Here is a 19,882-nt window from a genome sequence, read left to right on the forward strand (position 1 = left end):
CATCCGAAGGCGGGCCGCCCGGCGCGGTGGGCCGTCCTTCGTCCGACTAAGGCAATGACATGACTAATGAAACGACTTCCCAGGCCAGTTCCCCTCAGGCCGTCGTAGAAGCGCGCGATCTGAACCTGGTGTTCGAGACCAACGATGGTCCGGTGCAGGCGCTGAAGGATGTGAACCTCACCATCAACAAGGGCGATTTCGTCAGCTTCATCGGCCCCTCGGGCTGTGGCAAGACGACCTTTCTGCGGGTGATGGCGGCGCTGGAGCACCCGACCAGCGGCTCGATCACCGTGAACGGCATGACGCCGGATGAGGCGCGTCAGAAGCGGGCCTATGGCTATGTGTTTCAGGCTGCTGGGCTGTACCCATGGCGTACCATTGCCAAGAACATCAAGCTGCCGCTTGAGATCATGGGCTACTCCAAGGAAGAGCAGGACAAGCGCGTCGCAGAAGTGCTTGATCTGGTGGAGCTTTCGGGCTTTGGCGGCAAATACCCCTGGCAGCTGTCGGGCGGCATGCAGCAGCGGGCCAGCATCGCCCGAGCGCTGGCCTTTGATGCCGATATTCTGTTGATGGACGAACCCTTTGGGGCCTTGGACGAGATCGTGCGCGATCACCTCAATGAGCAGCTGCTCAAACTCTGGGCGCGTACGGATAAGACCATCGGTTTCGTCACCCACTCGATCCCCGAGGCGGTGTATCTGTCGACCAAGATCGTAGTGATGTCGCCGCGCCCGGGCCGGATTACGGACGTGATCGAAAGCACCCTGCCAAAGGAACGCCCGCTGGATATCCGCGACAGTCAGGAGTTCATCGACATCGCGCACCGGGTGCGCGAGGGTCTGCGCGCGGGGCATAGCGATGACTGATCCGTCCCGCAAAACCACTCACAGGCAGGGGGTGACATCCGTGCACCCTCTGTGCACCCCCCGTACACCGCCACGCTGCCAGACCGGGGAGGTGTTGCAATGAAGAATATCCTCGCCGTTCTCACCGTTGTCGCCGCCATCATCGCCTTCTGGTATGCCGCTTGCGTTCCGATGAACATCAAGGGCGTTCTGGATCAGGCCGAGCGGGCAGGGACAGCCGTCACCCCCGCCACCGCCAAGGAACGCCGCGATATGGGCACCTTTGGGCTTGTGGCAACGAACTCCTTTGCCATTGCGGATACCTGGGGGCAGGATCGCCCACGTCTGCCCGCGCCGCATCAGGTTGCAATCGAGCTGTGGGAAACCACGGTGGAGAAAAAGATCACCTCCAAACGCAGCCTGATCTATCACGGGCAGGTGACGCTTTCCGCTACGCTTCTTGGTTTTGCCATCGGTACCGGCCTCGGTATCCTGCTGGCCGTTGGGATCGTACATTCCAAGGTGATGGATATGTCGGTGATGCCCTGGGCCATCGTCAGCCAGACCATCCCGATCATCGCGCTGGCGCCGATGATCATCGTGGTGCTCTATTCCATCGGGGTGCAGGGGATCATTCCCAAGGCGATCATCTCGGCCTATCTCAGCTTTTTCCCGGTTGTTGTGGGCATGGTGAAAGGGCTGCGCAGCCCGGACCACATGCAACTAGATCTCTTGAAGACCTATAACGCCTCCACTTCGCAGGGGTTCTGGAAACTACGGCTGCCGTCCTCGCTGCCCTATCTATTTGCCTCGCTCAAGATCGGTATCGCGGCCTCGCTCGTCGGCGCCATCGTGGGGGAGCTGCCGACCGGCGCGGTTGCGGGCCTTGGTGCGCGACTTCTGGCAGGCAGCTACTACGGGCAGACTGTGCAGATCTGGTCGGCGCTGTTCGCAGCGGCCATTCTGGCGGCGCTTTTGGTGGCGCTTCTGGGGCTGATTGAACGTCTGGTTCTCAAACGCATGGGGATGAGCGCATGATTGAAGTTGCTATTGCCGCTCTGGTCTGGATTGGCGGCTGGTGGATCAACAGCCGCCTGGCCAACAGTCCTGCTGCCAAGACCCGGGCCGTGAAACTGCTGGTTCCGCTGATTTTTGGCGTGACCATCCTGATTGTCTGGGAACTGCTGGTGCGCGGGCTTGAGGTCTCCATGGTGATCCTGCCGGCGCCCTCGATGATTGCCGAACGTTTCGCCACCTCGCTGCCGATCCTGTGGCAGGACTTTGCGCAGACTTTCATCAAGGGGGCGCTGTCGGGCTATATCATGGGATGTGTCGCCGCTCTGGCTGTGGCCGTGGCCGTGGACCGCAGCGACTTTCTGCGTCGGGGCCTTTTTCCGGTGGGCAATTTCGTGGCAGCCCTTCCCATTGTCGGCACCGCGCCCATTCTTGTGATGTGGTTCGGGTTTGACTGGCAGTCCAAGGCGGCCGTTGTCGTGGTCATGGTGTTCTTCCCGATGCTTGTGAACACGGTTGCAGGCCTCAGCGAGACCTCGGCCATGCAGCGCGACCTGATGCGCACCTATGCGGCCAGCTATTGGCAGAGCTTTTTCAAGTTGCGTCTGCCCGCCGCCTTGCCGTTTATCTTCAACGGTTTGAAGATCTCGACCACCCTTGCGCTGGTTGGCGCAATCGTGGCGGAATTCTTTGGCTCGCCCACCGTGGGCATGGGCTTTCGGATCTCGACCAGTGTCGGCCAGCTGGCACTGGACATGGTCTGGGCCGAGATTCTGGTCGCGGCGCTTGCCGGTTCGGCCTTCTACGGCGTGATTGCCCTGATCGAGAAATCGCTGACCTTCTGGCACCCCTCGCAGCGGGGGTGAAACTGAAATTTCATCGCCCCGGACGCAGCCCTCGGGGCGATGAGACCAAAGGGCATCGGCCCGGTAATCCCACGGCCCCAATGGCGATAGAGGGAGCGCCGGACCAGCGCCCAAAGCTTGCGCAGACCGACAAAAAGCCAGGCAATGGCGCAATAAAAATCTTTGAACAAATGGTCAAATTCGCGCAAGCTGCAACCATAACCAACAGGGAGAACCTACCAATGAAACACATTCTGACAGCCGCCGCGCTGGCCCTAGGTGCCGCCGGAGCCGCTCAGGCAGCAGACGACGTCAAGCTGCAGCTCAAATGGGTGACACAGGCACAGTTCGCTGGCTATTACGTGGCGCTCGACAAGGGCTTTTACGAAGAAGAAGATCTGAACGTCACCATCCTGCCCGGTGGCCCCGATATTGCCCCGACCCAGGTGATTGCAGGGGGCGGCGCCGATGTGACCGTCGAATGGATGCCCGCTGCCCTGGCGGCCCGCGAAAAGGGCTTGCCGCTGGTCAATATCGCTCAGCCTTTCAAATCCTCGGGCATGATGCTGACCTGCTGGAAAGACACCGGCATCTCCGAGCCCAAGGATCTGGCCGACCGCACCCTTGGGGTGTGGTTCTTCGGCAATGAATTCCCCTTCATGAGCTGGATGAGCAAGCTGGGCATCTCCACCGAAGGCAAGGGTGAGATGGGCGTTGAGGTTCTGAAGCAGGGCTTCAACGTGGACCCGCTGCTGCAGCGTCAGGCGGACTGCATTTCCACCATGACCTACAACGAATACTGGCAGGTTCTGGACGCCGGCGTGTCGGCGGATGAACTGGTGACCTTCAAGTACGAAGACCAGGGCGTTGCGACGTTGGAAGATGGTCTTTACGTGCTGGAAGACAAGCTGAGCGATCCGGCCTTTGCCGACAAGATGGAGCGTTTCGTGCGCGCCTCGATGAAGGGCTGGAAATATGCCGAAGCCAACCCGGATGAAGCCGCCGAGATCGTTCTGGACAATGACGCTTCGGGCGCCCAGACAGAAGAGCACCAGAAGCGCATGATGAGCGAGATCGCCAAGCTGACCGCAGGCAGCAATGGCGCATTGGATGTTGCTGACTATGAGCGCACGGTTGCGACCCTGCTGGCGGGCGGGTCCTCGCCGGTGATCACCAAGGCTCCGGAAGGCGCCTGGACCCATGCCATCACGGATGCGGCGCTGAAGTAAGCGGATCGCTTATCAGATTTCCGGCCCGTCCCTGATGTTTCAGGGGCGGGCTTTTTCATGTCTGTACAGCGGCAGCATCAGCTTTGTTCCAGGAACCCGCCGTAAAGCCCCTGTTTGAAGATAAGACCTTTGCCGGGGCGGGTGGCAAAACGCTGCACTTCGCCCAGGATGATAGTATGATCTCCGGCCGGGTGGGTTGCGTGGGCCTTGCAGTCGAAGCGGGCCAGAACCCCGTCGAGGAGCGGCGTGCCATGGGAGTCGGCCGTCCAAGGGGCCGCGCTGAAATCATCACCGCTGCGGGCAAAATGAATGGCAAGATCCAGTTGATCTTCGGCCAGAACATGGATTGCGTACTGTTGTGCGAAAGCAAAGGCGTCATGGCGAAGGGAGGCGCGGGCAGGGCACCACATCAACAGGGGCGGCTCCATCGAGACCGACGAAAAGCTGTTGGCGGTAAAGGCCAGCGGCCCTTTGTCTGTCAAAGTGGTGATCACGGTGACTCCGGTCGCAAAACAGCCCAATGCGTCGCGATAGGCCCGTTGTGTATCAGAGCCCGGAGTCAAGGTGGTGTCTGGCATGGTGCGCGCCCTTCATCTGAATGGTTCGTCAGATCTAGGCCCCGACCTGCCACGGGCCAGTTTATTTGTCCACTGGGTTCAGATCTTCCAGAAGACGACCGTGGGCGCGGGTCTGCGCGATGACTTCGCCCAGCGTGGAAAAGCCGCGAGCCTCCAGCATGGGCAGCATCCGGCACAAAACCTCCGCCGTGGCGCGGGCATCGCCAAGAGCGGTGTGGCGCAGGGCGGTGGGGATGGTGATGTCGAGCCGATCACAGAGCGCGTCCAGCGTGTGCGGCACCGAGGCGCCGAACAGAACCGCGCTCAAGAGGACCGTGTCGAGTACCGGATGATCCCAGGCAAGATTCAGCCGCTTTGCCTCCCGGCGCAGGAAGGCCATGTCGAAAGGTGCGTTATGTGCGACGATAACGGCATCGCTGCAAAAGTGGTGGAAGGTGCGGGAAACCTCTGCAATGTCTGGCGCGCCCTTGACCATTGCGTCGGTGATCCCATGCACCCTGGTCGAGGCGGCCGGGATCGGTGCGCCCGGGTCGACCAGAAGATCAAGGGCTTCTCCATCGACGATCCGGCCGCGCAGAACGCGCAGTGCGCCCAGTTGCACCACGTGATCCTTGTGCGGCAAAAGCCCGGTGGTTTCGGTGTCAAAGACGGAAAAGGTCAGATCGGAAAGGGGCCGGTTCTCGATCCGTTGGGAGACGGGATTGAGCAGGCCAAAGTCATAGACCAAAGGGCGGGCCGCCTCGGGCGGGATGTCTGCCTCGGCGCTGTCAAAGATCACCACGTAGCCGGGCGCATCGCCCAGCGGTTTGAGCCGCAGCCCGTATGTTTGCCGCCCGTCGTTGCCGGTGATGCGGGCGCTGACTTCCTTGCCCGTGCGGATCATTTTCTTATGGGCCGCCTCCAGCGCGCCGGCCTCGAGATAGTCGCCAAGAACGGCGCCAAGGCGCGCGGGCGCGATTTGCGACAGGACTGCTGCGGCCTGGGCGTCGTAAAGGACAATCCGGTGATCGTGGCCGACCATGACCGTGGCCACGGGCACCTCTGACAAAAGGGTCGTCAGGCGCGCCTTCTCGGCCTCCAGCCGGGCCGTTTCGCGGGCGATGGCCTCGGCGGAGTTCAGATTTGCCTGCCCGAGTTTGCCCACAAGGCTCGACGCGGCGGGAGCCAGATCGCCAAGATAGCGCGCGGCCTGCTGGTCAAGGTCGGATGTCACACCGCCATGGGCACGGGCGCGCAGACCCGCAGCCAGCCTTTCGATCGGCTTGGCGACGTTCTCATCGAACAACAGCCAAATCCCGGCGCAAACGCCGAGGATGGCGAAGAGGCTGAGCGCGCCGACAAAGACGAAGGCATCAAGCAGCGCAGGATTGCCCGCACGTCCGTAGCCGATCCACAGCGCTGCCCAGACGCCGCCGATGCAGGCGGCTGCGATCAGGCAGAAGAACAGGAAAATCCGGATGCGAAGGCTCAGCCGCGACAACATCAGACAGCTCCGCAGAAGGTGCCAAGCAGGCCGTCATCTTCCGGGGCTGCGACCCAATCAAGCGCGATGTCATCACCAGTTCCAATGTCTGCGTCGGTTGCGACAACGGCGCGCCGCCAGCCTGTGCAGTCGAGCCGCACAGTAATGCCGCTTACCGGTGCCCAGCGGCCAAAGAAATAGACCTCTGTGATGAAGTGGCCGGGCAGGTCAGGGTGGCTCTTTGCGGTTGCTGTATCAATGGCTGCAAAGCGTTCGACAAACGGCACAGCATAGGTCCAAGGCCGGTAGAGGCTTCTGTTCTGGCCGGTTTCGGCCACGAGAACGCCCTCGGGCAGCGCGGCGCGGGTGCGCTCATACCAGCCGTACTCCGAAGAGATTGTGACCGCGATCATTGCAAGGCCCGCGGCCACAGGGGCCAGCCATTTCGGCAGCCGCCCGCCGCTGGCCCGTCCGATCAGCATCACGACGCCTGCCACGGCAAAGCCTGCAAATATTGTTGCGATCAGTTCCAGAAACATCTTGAGGTCCTCTTGTGCTGCCAGGGTCAGCCCATCATCCCTTTGCCATGGCCAAGCGCCGATTGCATTGTCTTTACCACGACAAACGCGTCGCGCAGATGACTTCGCTCAAAGTCCGACAGATCCGATGGGGCCAGAAAGTTGTCGGGCGCCTCGCCCTTGCGGATCTGGCCAGCCTGATGCTTGAGCCGGGTTTCGGCAATCAGGTCATAGGCATCCATGAGATCCCGCGCACCCGAGGGGCTGAGGGCGGATGTCTCGGCCGCCGCCTCCAGTCGCGCGCGCGTGTTGACCGGAGTAAGCTGCGCTTGCAGGGCATAGATCCGCCCCAGATCCACCACCGGCACCACGCCGTTGTGTTTCAGATCCAGCGTGTTGCGATGTTCCCCCGAACGGATGGTAGCGATCCCGCGCAAGAGCCCCAGCGGTGGCGTGTGTTTCAGCGAATTCGAAATCATATGCGCGACAAAGATGGAATTGGCGCTTGCCGCCTTGAGCACCTCGTCCTGCAGGCCAGTGAACAGGGACGCGGTGCCGCCAATGGGGCGCAGATCGAACATCACCGAGGCCAGCATCTGCGCCATGGGATCGGGGGTCTTGATCCAGCCCTCGAAATACTGCCGCCAGATGCCCACGGGCTGACGCCAGCGCGGATTGCTCGCCATCATGTCACCGGGGCAATAGACATAGCCGCAGGTGTTGAGCCCATCGCAAACAAATCGGGAGAGGGCTTCGAAATAGGCGGCGTCACGCTCCTGCATCTCGTCGGCGATCATCAGGCAGTTGTCCTGATCGGACACACCTGTCTGTTCCTGCCGCCCCTGTGATCCGCAGGCCAACCACAAATAAGGCACGGGCGGCGGGCCAAGTCGCTCCTCGGCCAGCGCCAGCAGACGCCGGGTGGCGGCATCGGCGATGTCGGTAATCAGGCGGGTAACTACTTCATGCCGGTTGCCAGCGGCCACCAGCTGCAACAGGAGGGCCGGAATGCGCGCGGTGACGCGGGCCATGGCACTGGCATCGGGAGCGCGGGCGATTTCGGCGATCATCTCGGCCGAGCTCATGGCCTGAAGGCGCGTGAGGTCGGTTTGGGTCACGATCCCCGCCAGACGTCCGGCATCCACCACCGGCACATGGCCGATGCGGTGCTCCATCATCGCATGGAGCACATCCGATGCGATGGCGGAGGAGGGCAGTGTCAATGGATCGCGGGTCATGATCTGCGAAACGGGGGTGGAAATCGGCAGCCCCTTGGCCAGCACCTTCTCCGTCAGATCGCGGTTGGTGAGGATGCCTTCGAGGGCATCGCCAGAGGTGATGCAGACCGAGGAAATGTGATGATCTCGCATCAATTGCGCGGCGCCCTGGCAGGTCAGGCCACTGGAGCAGGTGACCGGGGGCGAAGCCATGAAATCCGCAACGCGGCGGGTGGCGAGGCTGTTCTGCGCAGGTCCGTCCGAGCGGCGGCGGTCAAAGAAGCGCGCCACCTTGGGTTCGGCTTGCATCAGGGCATCGAAATCGGCGCGCGGCAGCAGCAGAAGCGCGCTCTTTGCACTGGCTCGCGCCGTGGTGACAGCTATGCCATCACGGGTGAGACCTCGTTCGCCAAAGGAATTGCGTGGTCCCAGAATGGAAACGGCCATTCCGTTCTCGTCAAAGACTTCGACCTCGCCGTGATGCACAAGGTAAAGCCCCTCCATCTGGGCGCCCAAGGCGTAGATCTTGTCTCCAGCGGCGGCGTGGATGACCTCAAACTTCGGCGCCAGCGCAGTCAGGCGCGCCGCATTTAGGCTATCATAGGGGTGCACCGTCTTCAGGAACTGGATCAGACCATCGGGGGAAAGGGGCATGTCAAAAGCCTGTCTGCAACGCCGGGATAAAAGTCATCCTGCCCGAGTGTGCCCGGACAGGATGGTGAGGAAAAGAGGGCGGGCCAGGAAATCGAGGGAGGCGGCCCGCCCCGGGGGGAGATCAGTGATCCTGTGCAGCCCCTGCACCGCGCGGGATGCGGACGCTTTCCACCAGCTCTTCGATCTCAGTCGGGATCGGCTCGCTGGATTTGGAGACCACATAGGCCACCGCGAAGTTCACCATCGCGCCGATCGCACCAAAGGAGGTGGACTTGATGGTGCCCAGCAGCGGATCCGCATCCGTGAAGCTGTTGGTACCGGGGATGAAGAACCAGCCCTTGTGCAGGAAGATGTAGATCAGCGTCACCACCAGACCTGCGATCATGCCTGCAACCGCGCCCTTGTTGTTCACCTTGGTGAAGATGCCCATCATCAGCGCCGGGAAGATCGAGGCCGCCGCCAGGCCAAAGGCCAGTGCCACTGTCTGCGCCGCAAAGCCCGGAGGATTGAGACCCAGGTAGGTGGCAACCGCGATGGCAACCGCCATGGCAACACGGGCCGACAGCAGCTCTCCTTTTTCCGAGATCTTCGGATTGATGGAGCCTTTGATCAGGTCGTGCGACACCGCCGAGGAGATCGCCAGCAACAGACCCGCCGCAGTGGACAGCGCCGCCGCCAGACCGCCCGCAGCCACCAGACCGATCACCCAGCCGGGCAGGTTGGCGATTTCGGGGTTGGCCAGAACCAGAATGTCGCGGTTGAACTTGGTCAGCTCGTTACCCTGCCAGCCGTTTTCAGCTGCCTTGGCCTGCATCTCCGCGTTCTTGTCGTTGTAGTACTGGATCTTGCCGTCGCCGTTCTTGTCTTCCCAAGCCAGCAGACCGGTTTTCTGCCAGGTGGCCATCCAGTCATAGCGGGCGTCGTTTTCGATCTGCTCGACCGAGACCGCTTCGCCATTGGTCCCATTGGGCCACATCATGTCGGTGATGTTGAGGCGGGCCATGGCGCCAACTGCCGGGGCAGTCAGGTACAGCAGCGCGATGAAGACCAGCGCCCAGCCAGCGGACCAGCGTGCGTCCGACACCTTGGGAACGGTGAAGAAACGCATGATCACATGGGGCAGGCCAGCGGTACCGATCATCAGCGACAGGGTGAACAGAACCATGTTCAGCGTGTCGGCGTGATGGGTGGTATACTCGTTGAAGCCGAGTTCAGCCACGATGGCGTCAAGCTTTGCCAAGAGCGGCTCACCCGAGGCAACGTGATCGCCAAACAGACCCAATGCCGGGATCGGGTTTCCGGTCAGCTGCAGCGAGATGAAGATGGCCGGAATGGTATAGGCCATGATCAGCACGACGTATTGCGCAACCTGAGTATAGGTCACGCCCTTCATGCCGCCGAACACGGCGTAGGCAAAGACCACACAGGCACCGATCAAGAGGCCTGCGGTGTTGGAGACCTCAAGGAAACGGCCAAAGGCCACGCCCACACCGGTCATCTGGCCGATCACGTAAGTGGTGGAGGCCACGATCAGGCAGATCACCGCAACGATACGCGCAGTGGGGCTATAGAAGCGATCACCGATGAATTCCGATACGGTGAACTTGCCGAACTTGCGCAGGTAGGGCGCCAGCAGCAGCGCCAGCAGCACGTAGCCGCCGGTCCAGCCCATCAGGAAGGACGAGTTGTCATAGCCGGTAAAGGCGATGAGACCCGCCATCGAGATGAAGGAGGCTGCAGACATCCAGTCCGCCGCCGTTGCCATGCCGTTGGTGACGGGGTGAACACCCCGGCCCGCGGCGTAGAATTCCGAAGTGGAGCCGGCGCGCGCCCAGATGGCGATGCCGATATAGAGCGCAAAGGAGGCGCCCACGAAGAGAAGGTTTATGGTAAACTGATCCATGGCCTATTCCTCCTCGACGCCGAATTCACGGTCGAGGCGGTTCATCCGCCAGGCGTAGAAAAAGATCAGGCCCAGGAAGACGAGGATCGATCCCTGCTGGGCAAACCAAAAGCCCAGATCACTGCCGCCCACCGAGATGCCAGAGAGCATCGGGCGCAACAGAATGCCAAATCCGAATGAAACGACAGCCCAGATCACCAGGCTGATGAGAATGATGCGCACATTGGCCTGCCAATAGCCCTTGTCGGACTCGGCAGCCTTTGCGGCATTTGTTGTTTGGTCCGCCATGGCGGCTCCTCCTTGCTACGGGTTGGGCCTGCTTCGCTCGGGCGCTGGGCAAGCCTTCTCTGTTTGCCCGCGCTGCCCTCTTTGAAGCGGGCAGACATCAGGCACTACTCCTTTGGTCGCCAAAGCAGGCTTTGACGTTCCAAACGGGTATTTCGGGTTGTGGGGTGGACGCCCGGCGGCAGCATATGCCGGGCGTCCGGATCTTTGCCGGGACTAGGCCGCGGCGGTTTTCACTATTTCTGCCAGGCTTTTGGCGACCTCATCGATCTGGCCCATGGCATCTATCTTTTGCAGCACCCCCTTGTCGCCGTAGTAGGCAATCAGAGGCGCGGTCTGTTCGTGGTAGGCGGCCAGACGGCTGGCCACGGTTTCGGCAGTGTCATCGGCGCGGCGCTTCATCTCGGTGCCGCCGCATTTGTCGCAGACACCGGCCTTTTGCGGTTGCTTGAAACTGTCGTGATAGCCCTCGCCGCAGCCCGCGCAGGTGAAACGCCCGGCCACGCGCGTCACCATGGCGTCGTCGTCCACTTCAAGGCTGATGGCGGCGTTGATCTTCTGGCCGGTTTCGGACAGCAGCGCATCCAGCGCCTCGGCCTGAACCGCGGTACGGGGGAAGCCGTCAAGGATCACGCCCTTGGCGCAGTCGGGTTCAGCCAAGCGGTCGCGCAGGATGGCAATCACGATCTCGTCCGACACGAGGCCGCCGGATTCCATCACCGATTTTGCGGCCTTGCCAGCCTCGGTCCCTGCAGCCACGGCGGCGCGCAGAAGGTCGCCGGTCGAAAGCTGCACAAGGCCAAAGCTGTTTTCCAGCATGCGGGCCTGGGTGCCCTTCCCGGCGCCCGGAGGGCCGAGAAGGATCAGAACGGCGGGGCGGGTCATCACATCCGTGGTCATGGCCTCACCCCTTGTTCGCGCGGTTTGCGATCAGATCATCCACCACCGAAGGATCAGCTAGGGTGGAAGTGTCGCCAAGCGCGCCAAAGTCGTTCTCGGCGATCTTGCGCAGGATGCGGCGCATGATCTTGCCCGAACGGGTCTTGGGCAGGCCGGGGGCCCATTGGATCACATCCGGGCTGGCGATCGGGCCGATTTCGGTCCGTACCCAGGTGCGCAGCTCCTTCAGCAGCTCGTCCGACGGTTCGCGATCATTCATCAGGGTGACATAGCAGTAGATGCCCTGGCCCTTGATCTCGTGCGGGTAGCCCACCACGGCGGCCTCGGCAACGGCGGCATGGGCGACCAGCGCGCTTTCCACCTCGGCGGTACCCATGCGGTGACCGGAGACGTTGATCACATCATCGACGCGGCCGGTGATCCAGTAGTCGCCGTCTGCATCGCGGCGGCAGCCGTCGCCGGTGAAGTAGTAGCCTTTGTAGTCCGAGAAATAGGTCTTCTCGAACCGCTCGTGATCGCCCCAGACGGTGCGCATCTGGCCGGGCCAGCTGTCCTTGATGCAAAGAACGCCCTCGACACCGTTGCCTTCGATCTCTTCACCGGACTGCGGATCGAGAACGACGGGCTGCACACCAAAGAAGGGCTTCATCGCAGCGCCCGGTTTTAGCGCATGAGCGCCGGGCAGGGGGGTCATGAGGTGGCCGCCGGTTTCGGTCTGCCACCAGGTGTCGACGATGGGGCATTTGCCCTTGCCGACAACATCGTTGTACCAGTTCCAGGCCTCGGGGTTGATCGGCTCACCCACGGTACCCAGAAGGCGCAAGCTCGACAGATCGCATTTCTCGACCCACTCATTACCCTGACCCATCAGTGCGCGCAGGGCGGTGGGGGCGGTATAGAACTGGTTTACTTTATGCTTTTCGCAGACCTGCCAGAACCGCGAGGCATCCGGGTAGGTGGGCACGCCTTCGAACATCAGCGTGGTGGCGCCATTGGCGAGCGGGCCGTAGACGATATAGCTGTGGCCGGTGACCCAGCCCACGTCGGCGGTGCACCAGTAGATATCACCATCGTGGTAGTCAAAGGTGATCTCATGGGTCATCGCCGCATAGGTGAGGTAGCCACCGGTGGTGTGTACAACCCCCTTGGGCTGACCGGTGGAACCGGAGGTATAGAGGATGAACAGCGGGTCCTCGGCGTTCATCTCGGCGGGTTTGGAGTAGTCATCCGCCTCAAGCGCCATCTCATTATAGTCGTAATCGCGCCCGTCGACCCATGTGGTCTGACCGCCGGTGCGTTTAACGACGAGGCACTTCACGGTGTCCTTGCAGTGCAGCAGGGCTGCATCCGCATTCGATTTCAACGGCGTCTTGCGACCGCCGCGGGGGGCTTCATCCGCTGTGATGATGACTTTTGCGTCGCAGCCGTTGATCCGTGCCGCAAGAGCATCGGGGCTGAAGCCGGCAAACACGATGGAGTGGATGGCGCCGATGCGGGCGCAGGCCAGCATGGCATAGGCGGCCTCTGGGATCATCGGCAGGTAGATGACAACCCGGTCGCCCTTGCGCACACCCAGTGATTCCAGGATGTTGGCCATCCGGCAGGTGTTGCGGTGCAGATCCTTATAGGTGATGTGCTGGGCGGCTTCGTTCGGATCATCTGGTTCCCAGATGATTGCGGTCTGATCGCCGCGCGTCTCAAGATGACGGTCGATGCAATTGGCCGAGACGTTCAGTGTGCCGTCCGCATACCAGTTGATCGAAACCTCGCCAAAGTTGTAATTTACGTCCTTCACCGTCGTGAAGGGTTTGATCCAGTCGATCCGCTTGCCCTGTTCTCCCCAGAAGGCTTCGGGATCGGCAATTGATGCCGCGTACATCTCTTCGTACTTAGTCGCGTCCACATGGGCGCGAGCTATGACGTCCTCAGACGGCGGATACACTTTTCCTTCAGGCTGTGTGGTCATCTGGTGTCCTCCCTGACTATTCTTCAGTTTGTCACCGGACATCCCCAGGGCGCAGGTGTCAAACCGTTTCCTTCCTCACCGGCCATAATAGGGAATGTTGAAAAGAAGTGAATAAGCGTCAGAAAAACAACGATTTGTTTGTAAATGAATTTCCTGCGCTCGACTGGTTTGTCAATATGGCCAGGGCCAATCTAGAAAAACCATTTTGAGTTAATGGTTTGCGAGTCAATGTCAGGCGTCGTGCTGCCGTTCAACCCAAGGGCTATCTTCGGCGATTTCTGTGGTACCTCCGCCTCAACGGGTGCGCGTGCCTGCGGCAAAATGTGCACAAGAGGCCAGGATGTCCATATGAAGGTGATGCAAATCAGACTCGGCAGGTGCTGGCTGTAATTTGAGCGGGGCAGGGCTTGGCAGTGCGCCGCCTTGAGGTTAGCTTGGCTGCCAAGCGCCCCTCGGGCTGAGGCTCGAAGGTTATCAATGGGCGCAGAATGGGAGAGATACATCATGAACAAACTTCTGACTGCCGCTGTGGCGGCTGCCGCTGGATTTGCAATCGTCGGAGAGGCTGCAGCCACCGAATGGAACGTGTCGGTCTGGGGCAAACGTCGCGCCTTTACCGAGCATGTTGAAAAGCTGGCCGAGCTGGTCAGCGAAAAGACCGGTGGCGCCTTCACCATGAACGTCAGCTACGGTGGGCTGTCCAAGCCGCGCGAGAACCTGGATGGTATCTCCATCGGCGCATTTGAGATGGCGCAGTTCTGCGCGGGCTACCACCGCGACAAGAACCCCTCCATCACTGTTCTGGAGCTGCCGTTCCTTGGCGTTCAGAATCTGGAAGAGGAAGTCGCTGTCAGCCATGCTGTCTATGCGCACCCTTCCGCGGCCAAGGACCTGGCGCGCTGGAACGCCAAGCTGCTGATGACCTCGCCCATGCCGCAGTATAACCTGGTCGGCACCGGCGATCCGCGTGATCAGTTGGCAGAGTTCGACGGCATGCGCGTTCGCGCAACCGGCGGTCTGGGCAAGGCCTTTGAGGCTGTCGGTGGGGTGCCGACCTCGGTGCCCGCAACCGAAGCCTACAACGCGATGGAGTCCGGCGTTGTTGACACCGTGGCCTTTGCTCAGCACGCACATCTCAGCTTTGGCACCATCAACAAGGCTGACTGGTGGACCGCGAACCTTAACCCCGGCACCGTGAACTGCCCGGTCGTGGTCAACACCGACGCCTATGAGGCGCTGAGCGACTCTGAGCGTGAAGCGCTTGACAGCTCAGTCGATGAGGCCATCGCGCATTACCTGGAAAACTATGGCAAGCTGCTGACCAAATGGGACAGCGTTCTGGCCGAAAAAGGCGTTGAAAAGGTGATGATCTCGGAAGAAGAACTGGCCGCATTCCGCGCGAAAGCTGCCGATCCGATCCGTGAGCAGTGGATCAAGGATATGGAAGCTCAGGGCATTCCCGGTCAGGAACTCTATGACCTGGTGATGACCACTCTGGAAAACACCCGCGCGGGCAACTAAGCGCGCGTCCGCATCAGCAGGCCGGGATCGCTCTCCCGGCCTGTTTTTGCATCTTTAGTATCAACAGAAAGGTGGGGCCATGGCGGGAAGCGCCGCGGTAATCGTAGATGACAGCCTGGTCAGTCGTCTTGACCAGAAGCTGTTGCGTTTGGAACAGGTCCTGGCTCTGGTCAGCGGCCTTGCAGTTTTTTCCCTGATGGTGATGGCGGTGGTGTCTGTTGGGGGGCGCTCTGCCTTCAATGCGCCTCTGCCGGGCTACGTGGACTGGATCGAACAGGCTATGCCGCTGATTGCCTTCATGGGCATTGCCTATGTGCAGCGCGATGGCGGGCATATCCGCATGGATATCCTGATCGGCTCGTTGCGGGGGAGGGCGCTCTGGCTGTTCGAGCTTTTCTCCGTTGTGCTGATCCTCGCTCTGATGCTGCTTCTGGTTTGGGGCAGCTGGTCGCATTTCTCGCGGTCTTTCGATTTCGCAGCCCCGCTGTGGAGCCGGGATAGCTCAATCGACATCGGCATCCCGCTTTGGCCGGCCAAATTGCTGGCGCCAATCGCCTTTTCCGTCTTGTGTCTGCGCCTTGTGCTACAGGTTTGGGCCTATGGTCGGGCCTTTGTGCTTGGCCTCGAAAACCCGGCCGCCGTACCGCTGATCCAGGATGCCGCGGCCCAGGCCGCCCATGAGGCGGAAGTTCTGAGCGGCCATGATGATGACACTGCCAGCGGCGCCTCGGGGCGCAACGCACAAGAATAGGACGCAAAACAATGGAACCGATTGAAATCGGCCTGTGGGTTACGGGCTTTCTTCTTGTTCTTGTGGTCACCGGCATGCGGGTTGCATTTGCGGCGGCGCTGGCAGGGCTGGTGGGGCTCGTGTGGATCTTCTGGGCCAAATTCGGCTATGATCCAGCCCGTTTTACCAAGGCGCTGACTATCGCGGTGAAAACGGCAGGGCAGGTACCTCATTCCAAGGTGTCGAGTCAGGCGCTGTCGTTGATTCCGACTTTCATCCTGATCGGCTATCTTGCCTATTATGCTGGGTTGACCAAGGCGCTGTTCGAGGCAGCCAAACGCTGGATCGCCTGGCTTCCCGGCGGCCTTGCGGTCTCGACCGTCTTTGCCACCGCAGGCTTTGCGGCCGTGTCCGGAGCGTCCGTGGCAACTTCGGCCGTCTTTGCGCGCATCGCCATCCCCGAGATGCTGTCCATCGGCTATAACAAGCAATTCGCGGCGGGCGTCGTTGCCGCGGGTGGCACGCTGGCCTCGCTCATCCCGCCTTCGGCCATCCTGGTGATCTATGCAATCATCGTGGAACAGGACGTGGGTAAGCTGCTGTTGGCCGGCTTTATCCCCGGTGCTTTTTCTGCGCTGATCTATGGTGGATTAATCGTGGGGATCGCCGTTGTCTTCAAAACGGTAGGGCCCCCGGTCAAGGGGTTCACCTGGGGGCAGCGCTTTGCCTCGCTGCCCGGTGCGCTGCCGATCATTCTGGTGGTGCTGATCATTATCTGCTTTGTCTACAACCCCTTTGGTGAACAAGCCTGGGGCACCCCGACCGAAGGCGGCGCAATCGGTGCGTTCATCGTCTTCCTTTACGCCCTCAAGGGGGGGATGAAATGGACTGAGCTGAAATCGGCGCTGCTGGAGACGGCCAAACTGTCGGTGATGATTTTCTCGATCATCTGGGGCGTGCTGATCTACGTGCGCTTCCTTGGTTTTGCGGATCTGCCGGGCGCCTTCTCCGACTGGATCACCTCGCTTGAAATGTCGCCGATGGTGATCCTGATCTGCATCCTTCTGGCCTATGCAGTGCTGGGCATGTTCATGGATGCAATCGGGATGCTGCTCTTGACGCTGCCGGTGGTTTACCCTGCGGTGATGGCGCTCAATGGTGGAGAGACAGTTTCGGCCGCAGACAGTGCTTTTGGGATGAATGGCACCATGTGCGCGATCTGGTTCGGGATCCTGGTGGTGAAGATGGCAGAGTTCTGTCTGATTACCCCCCCGATCGGGCTCAACTGTTTTGTCGTGGCCGGTGTGCGGGAGGATCTGACCGTGCAAGACGTGTTCAAAGGCGTAACGCCTTTCTTTATCGCGGATGCCGTGACGATTGCACTGCTCGTCGCGTTCCCGGGGATTGTGCTGTTCCTGCCGTCCCTTGCCGGGTAGCGCGCAGACCAGACTGACAAATGGGCCGTCCCTCCGGAAAGGTGGGGCGGCTCTTTTTTGTGCGGAGCCGGATAGGCTGCACGGTTTGGCATCCAAATGGCAACGTGATTCGCCACTTGGTACACGCATTCTGATTTCAGAATATTGACATATGAAAAATTTCGCATGTGTGTGTACTGGACAGTAAGGTCCAGTCCTTCGTGGCGCAACCGAAGGAAAAGTAAGTAAACTTGCCAATTCCATTCCGTTTCAACGAAGCCTTGGAGCGTTTGAATGTTACGGCCTTCTTCTGAGATGAAGGTCGGAGAAACGCAATTGTCTAATTGTTAATGAATCTTGAGGCTAATACCGCAAATTCATCGTAAAAAAGTATCACGATGAGATGTTTTGGGTTTTTCGACATGATGAGGACAATCGATGGCGCGTGACACACAGGAGACTCTTTCAAAGTTTGCTTTGACCGGAGATGACTTGAAGAAGCTGAAACGAGCCGCCGAGCTTGTGATGCCAATTCTGGATGATGCCCTCGCGCATTTTTATTCCTTTGCGGTGACCGATCCGGAAATTGCACAGTTCTTCCCCGACGAGGGTGTGATGGAGCATGCCCGCGGCGCGCAGAAGAAACACTGGCAGCGCCTGTTGTCGGGCAGTTTCGATGATGACTATCTGGCATCTGCTGAACGGGTCGGGAGCGTGCACTTCAAAATCCAGCTGCCCTTTGCCATGTATCTGTCGGGGTATTCACGCGCCAGCGCCTACATCCAACAAAGGCTGTTGGAGCGCGCGGGCCCGCTTGTTGGAAAATATGCCAAGCGCAGACAGGGCGAGATCCTCGGTGTGCTGACCCGAGCTTTTGCTTTTGATACATACCAGGTCATCGCCGCTTATTTTGCGGCTCAGAAAGCCGAGCAGGACACAGCTTTCAGGTATTTGTCTGACGGCATTAGCCGAATGTCCGCGCGGGATCTGTCCAGTCCCATTCCCGGACCAGAAGCAAGCGACTTTCCGGCCCGCTACGATGAGGTGCGCCAATCCTTCAACGGCCTAATGTCCTCCATGGGGGAGGTCATCATGACCATTCAGGATGCGACTGGTAATCTCAACCGGATCGCAAGCGAGGTAAACCAATCGGCCGAGGATCTGTCTCGTCGCACGGAAACGCAGGCTGCTACCCTCGAACAGACTGCAGCGGCCGTGGAAGAGATCAACCACAGTGTGCAGTCTTCGACCGAGTCGACGTCATCAACCGAGAAAGTGGTCCTGCAGACCCGTCAAAACGCCGCCAGAGGCAATGATGTCGCGGAGCAGGCAGTGACAAAGATGCGTGAGATTTCTGAATCTTCGGCCCAGATTTCCCAGATCATTGGTGTGATCGATGATATTGCCTTCCAGACAAACCTCCTGGCCCTGAATGCAGGCGTTGAAGCAGCCCGTGCGGGCGAGGCAGGGCGCGGCTTTGCGGTTGTGGCCTCCGAAGTGCGGGGCCTCGCGCAGCGCGCAGCAGACTCGGCCAAGGAGATCAAGGCACTGGTGTCAACCAGCACTCAACATGTGGACAATGGTGTTGAGATGGTCGATCAAGCAGGCACTGCGCTGACCGATATCGTTAAGGACATCGAGAAAGTTTCGACTCTGACCGCCGACATCGTCAACTCCGCGCGCGAGCAGTCGACCGGCCTGTCGGAAATAGCCACTGGCGTTTCACAGCTGGATCAGGTGACACAGCAAAACGCTGCCATGGTTGAAGAGACAGCTGCTGCAATCATGTCGTTGCAGACAGATACGCAAGTGCTCTCGGAGCTGGTGGGAACCTTCAAGACCGCTGGTGCGGGTAACGTCCAGCGCTTGCCAAAGTTGGAGAATTCGCAAGGATCCTCTGTTCAGCCGGTGAAAGACGCTGTCGGCTTCTGATGACAATGGGATTTGACAATCGTCTATGATGTGTTCTGGCGATGTTGACAGGCTGGTGGCTGCGCCGGAACGTTGCTTTATGCTAGACGTTGAAAACGCGGCATTCTGTTGCATCTAGGCGGGTGTCTAAGTGAACAACCGGCTCCGCAACCGGGTCAAGACCCCGCACGAGGCTTGGCTGTGGTCGGGAAATCTTGTCAATCGTCTGCAGAGTGCGAACTCGGCGTGATAGGGACTGTCGCGTGTGACCCGCAGTCTCACCGTCTTTGCTGCACAAACTCCTGTTCATGCAGCAAATACGTGCCTTCGGGAAAGTGCATCAGTTGAAGATGCTTTAGGAAGAGGGCAAGCCGCCGCGCCCTTGGTTGGTTGCGTTCTGCGGTGGTGCCAGTTCGGCGCTTGACGCCTCCCGCACCCAACAAGAGCTGGGGCGGAGGGGTAGCCGACATCCTTAGTGGGAAACTGTCCTAGGTGGCCGTACGCCTCTCTCTGGTTTCAAGCCACCTGGATGGGGCTGCGGAAAATGGCTGGGAGCCATCGGATACATCCCGTCAGGAATTTGACCGCGCGGCGCACATGATGGCAGCCCATGCGCCTTCGAAGGCGCGCTGTGTATATACGGATGCACCCGCAACGAAGGTGGAACGGTCTGCACATGGGGTTTTGAAAGCCATTCGACCTCGAACAGTTGAACCCAGCTGTGCTCATAAAGCGCCTAGCCTGCACGGTCTCGCACCCCGCTGCGACAGAACCGAAAAAAACTGGCATTGCCTGGCGCGTGCTCTGGGTTTGTCAGTATTGTCGGTTTTGTCTTTGAGGGTCGGTCAAAGATCGCCGACGGCCTTGGCAACCATGCTCCACCGGA

General features: G+C 60.2%; 16 protein-coding genes. 8 read left to right on the plus strand and 8 right to left on the minus strand.

What is annotated here, in order from left to right; genetic code table 11:
* Positions 1 to 59: 59 nt before the first annotated feature.
* From INS80_RS14695 to INS80_RS14710, 4 genes are all read left to right on the plus strand, one after another.
* Positions 60 to 869: an ABC transporter ATP-binding protein gene (locus INS80_RS14695; RefSeq protein WP_192966348.1), complete on the plus strand. Its 810-nt coding sequence runs from the start codon at positions 60 to 62 to the stop codon at positions 867 to 869.
* Positions 870 to 968: 99 nt separating this feature from the next.
* Positions 969 to 1,886, plus strand: a complete 918-nt coding sequence (locus tag INS80_RS14700) for an ABC transporter permease (protein ID WP_192966349.1) — start codon at positions 969 to 971, stop codon at positions 1,884 to 1,886.
* Positions 1,883 to 2,728, plus strand: coding sequence for an ABC transporter permease (locus INS80_RS14705; protein WP_192966350.1), 846 nt, complete (start codon positions 1,883 to 1,885; stop codon positions 2,726 to 2,728). Before INS80_RS14700 ends, INS80_RS14705 begins: the two co-directional genes overlap by 4 nt.
* Positions 2,729 to 2,949: 221 nt before the next feature.
* Positions 2,950 to 3,936, plus strand: coding sequence for an ABC transporter substrate-binding protein (locus INS80_RS14710; RefSeq protein WP_192966351.1), 987 nt, complete (start codon positions 2,950 to 2,952; stop codon positions 3,934 to 3,936).
* A 77-nt stretch (positions 3,937 to 4,013) separates the two neighbouring features.
* Here the strand turns inward: INS80_RS14710 and INS80_RS14715 are convergent, their stop codons facing one another.
* The 8 genes from INS80_RS14715 to acs all read right to left on the minus strand — a co-directional run bounded on the left by INS80_RS14715 (position 4,014) and on the right by acs (position 13,419).
* Complete coding sequence (locus INS80_RS14715) at positions 4,014 to 4,514, minus strand: flavin reductase family protein (RefSeq protein ID WP_192966352.1); 501 nt, start codon at positions 4,512 to 4,514, stop codon at positions 4,014 to 4,016.
* A 61-nt stretch (positions 4,515 to 4,575) separates the two neighbouring features.
* A complete protein-coding gene (locus tag INS80_RS14720) occupies positions 4,576 to 5,997 on the minus strand; it encodes a 3'-5' exonuclease (RefSeq protein ID WP_192966353.1) in 1,422 nt (473 codons plus the stop codon).
* Positions 5,997 to 6,515: a hypothetical protein gene (locus INS80_RS14725; protein WP_192966354.1), complete on the minus strand. Its 519-nt coding sequence runs from the start codon at positions 6,513 to 6,515 to the stop codon at positions 5,997 to 5,999. The genes INS80_RS14720 and INS80_RS14725 overlap by 1 nt, the downstream gene beginning before the upstream one ends.
* 26 nt (positions 6,516 to 6,541) lie before the next feature.
* Positions 6,542 to 8,365: a DUF294 nucleotidyltransferase-like domain-containing protein gene (locus INS80_RS14730; protein ID WP_192966355.1), complete on the minus strand. Its 1,824-nt coding sequence runs from the start codon at positions 8,363 to 8,365 to the stop codon at positions 6,542 to 6,544.
* 121 nt (positions 8,366 to 8,486) lie between these two features.
* On the minus strand, positions 8,487 to 10,268 hold the full coding sequence (locus INS80_RS14735; protein WP_192966356.1) for a sodium:solute symporter family protein: 1,782 nt from the start codon (positions 10,266 to 10,268) through the stop codon (positions 8,487 to 8,489).
* 3 nt (positions 10,269 to 10,271) lie between these two features.
* The gene (locus INS80_RS14740; RefSeq protein WP_192966357.1) at positions 10,272 to 10,556 is read right to left on the minus strand and encodes a DUF4212 domain-containing protein; all 285 of its coding nucleotides are present in this window, start codon (positions 10,554 to 10,556) and stop codon (positions 10,272 to 10,274) included.
* A 213-nt stretch (positions 10,557 to 10,769) separates the two neighbouring features.
* Complete coding sequence (locus INS80_RS14745; protein WP_192966358.1) at positions 10,770 to 11,453, minus strand: adenylate kinase; 684 nt, start codon at positions 11,451 to 11,453, stop codon at positions 10,770 to 10,772.
* Between the two features lie 4 nt (positions 11,454 to 11,457).
* Positions 11,458 to 13,419, minus strand: a complete 1,962-nt coding sequence (gene acs, locus INS80_RS14750) for an acetate--CoA ligase (protein WP_192966359.1) — start codon at positions 13,417 to 13,419, stop codon at positions 11,458 to 11,460.
* Between the two features lie 504 nt (positions 13,420 to 13,923).
* On the opposite strand from acs, the gene INS80_RS14755 reads away from it, so the two are divergent.
* The 4 genes from INS80_RS14755 to INS80_RS14770 all read left to right on the plus strand — a co-directional run bounded on the left by INS80_RS14755 (position 13,924) and on the right by INS80_RS14770 (position 19,017).
* Positions 13,924 to 14,940 (plus strand): C4-dicarboxylate TRAP transporter substrate-binding protein, encoded by a 1,017-nt coding sequence (locus tag INS80_RS14755; RefSeq protein WP_192966360.1) that lies wholly within the window; start codon positions 13,924 to 13,926, stop codon positions 14,938 to 14,940.
* 79 nt (positions 14,941 to 15,019) lie between these two features.
* A complete protein-coding gene (locus INS80_RS14760; protein WP_192966361.1) occupies positions 15,020 to 15,691 on the plus strand; it encodes a TRAP transporter small permease subunit in 672 nt (223 codons plus the stop codon).
* 11 nt (positions 15,692 to 15,702) lie between these two features.
* Positions 15,703 to 17,106: a TRAP transporter large permease gene (locus INS80_RS14765; protein ID WP_192966362.1), complete on the plus strand. Its 1,404-nt coding sequence runs from the start codon at positions 15,703 to 15,705 to the stop codon at positions 17,104 to 17,106.
* A 417-nt stretch (positions 17,107 to 17,523) separates the two neighbouring features.
* Entirely contained in the window at positions 17,524 to 19,017 is a 1,494-nt protein-coding gene (locus tag INS80_RS14770; protein WP_192966363.1) for a methyl-accepting chemotaxis protein, read from the plus strand.
* Positions 19,018 to 19,882 lie beyond the last annotated feature (865 nt).

Origin of the sequence: Phycobacter azelaicus, from assembly GCF_014884385.1 — a bacterium.
Taxonomy (GTDB): domain Bacteria; phylum Pseudomonadota; class Alphaproteobacteria; order Rhodobacterales; family Rhodobacteraceae; genus Phycobacter; species Phycobacter azelaicus.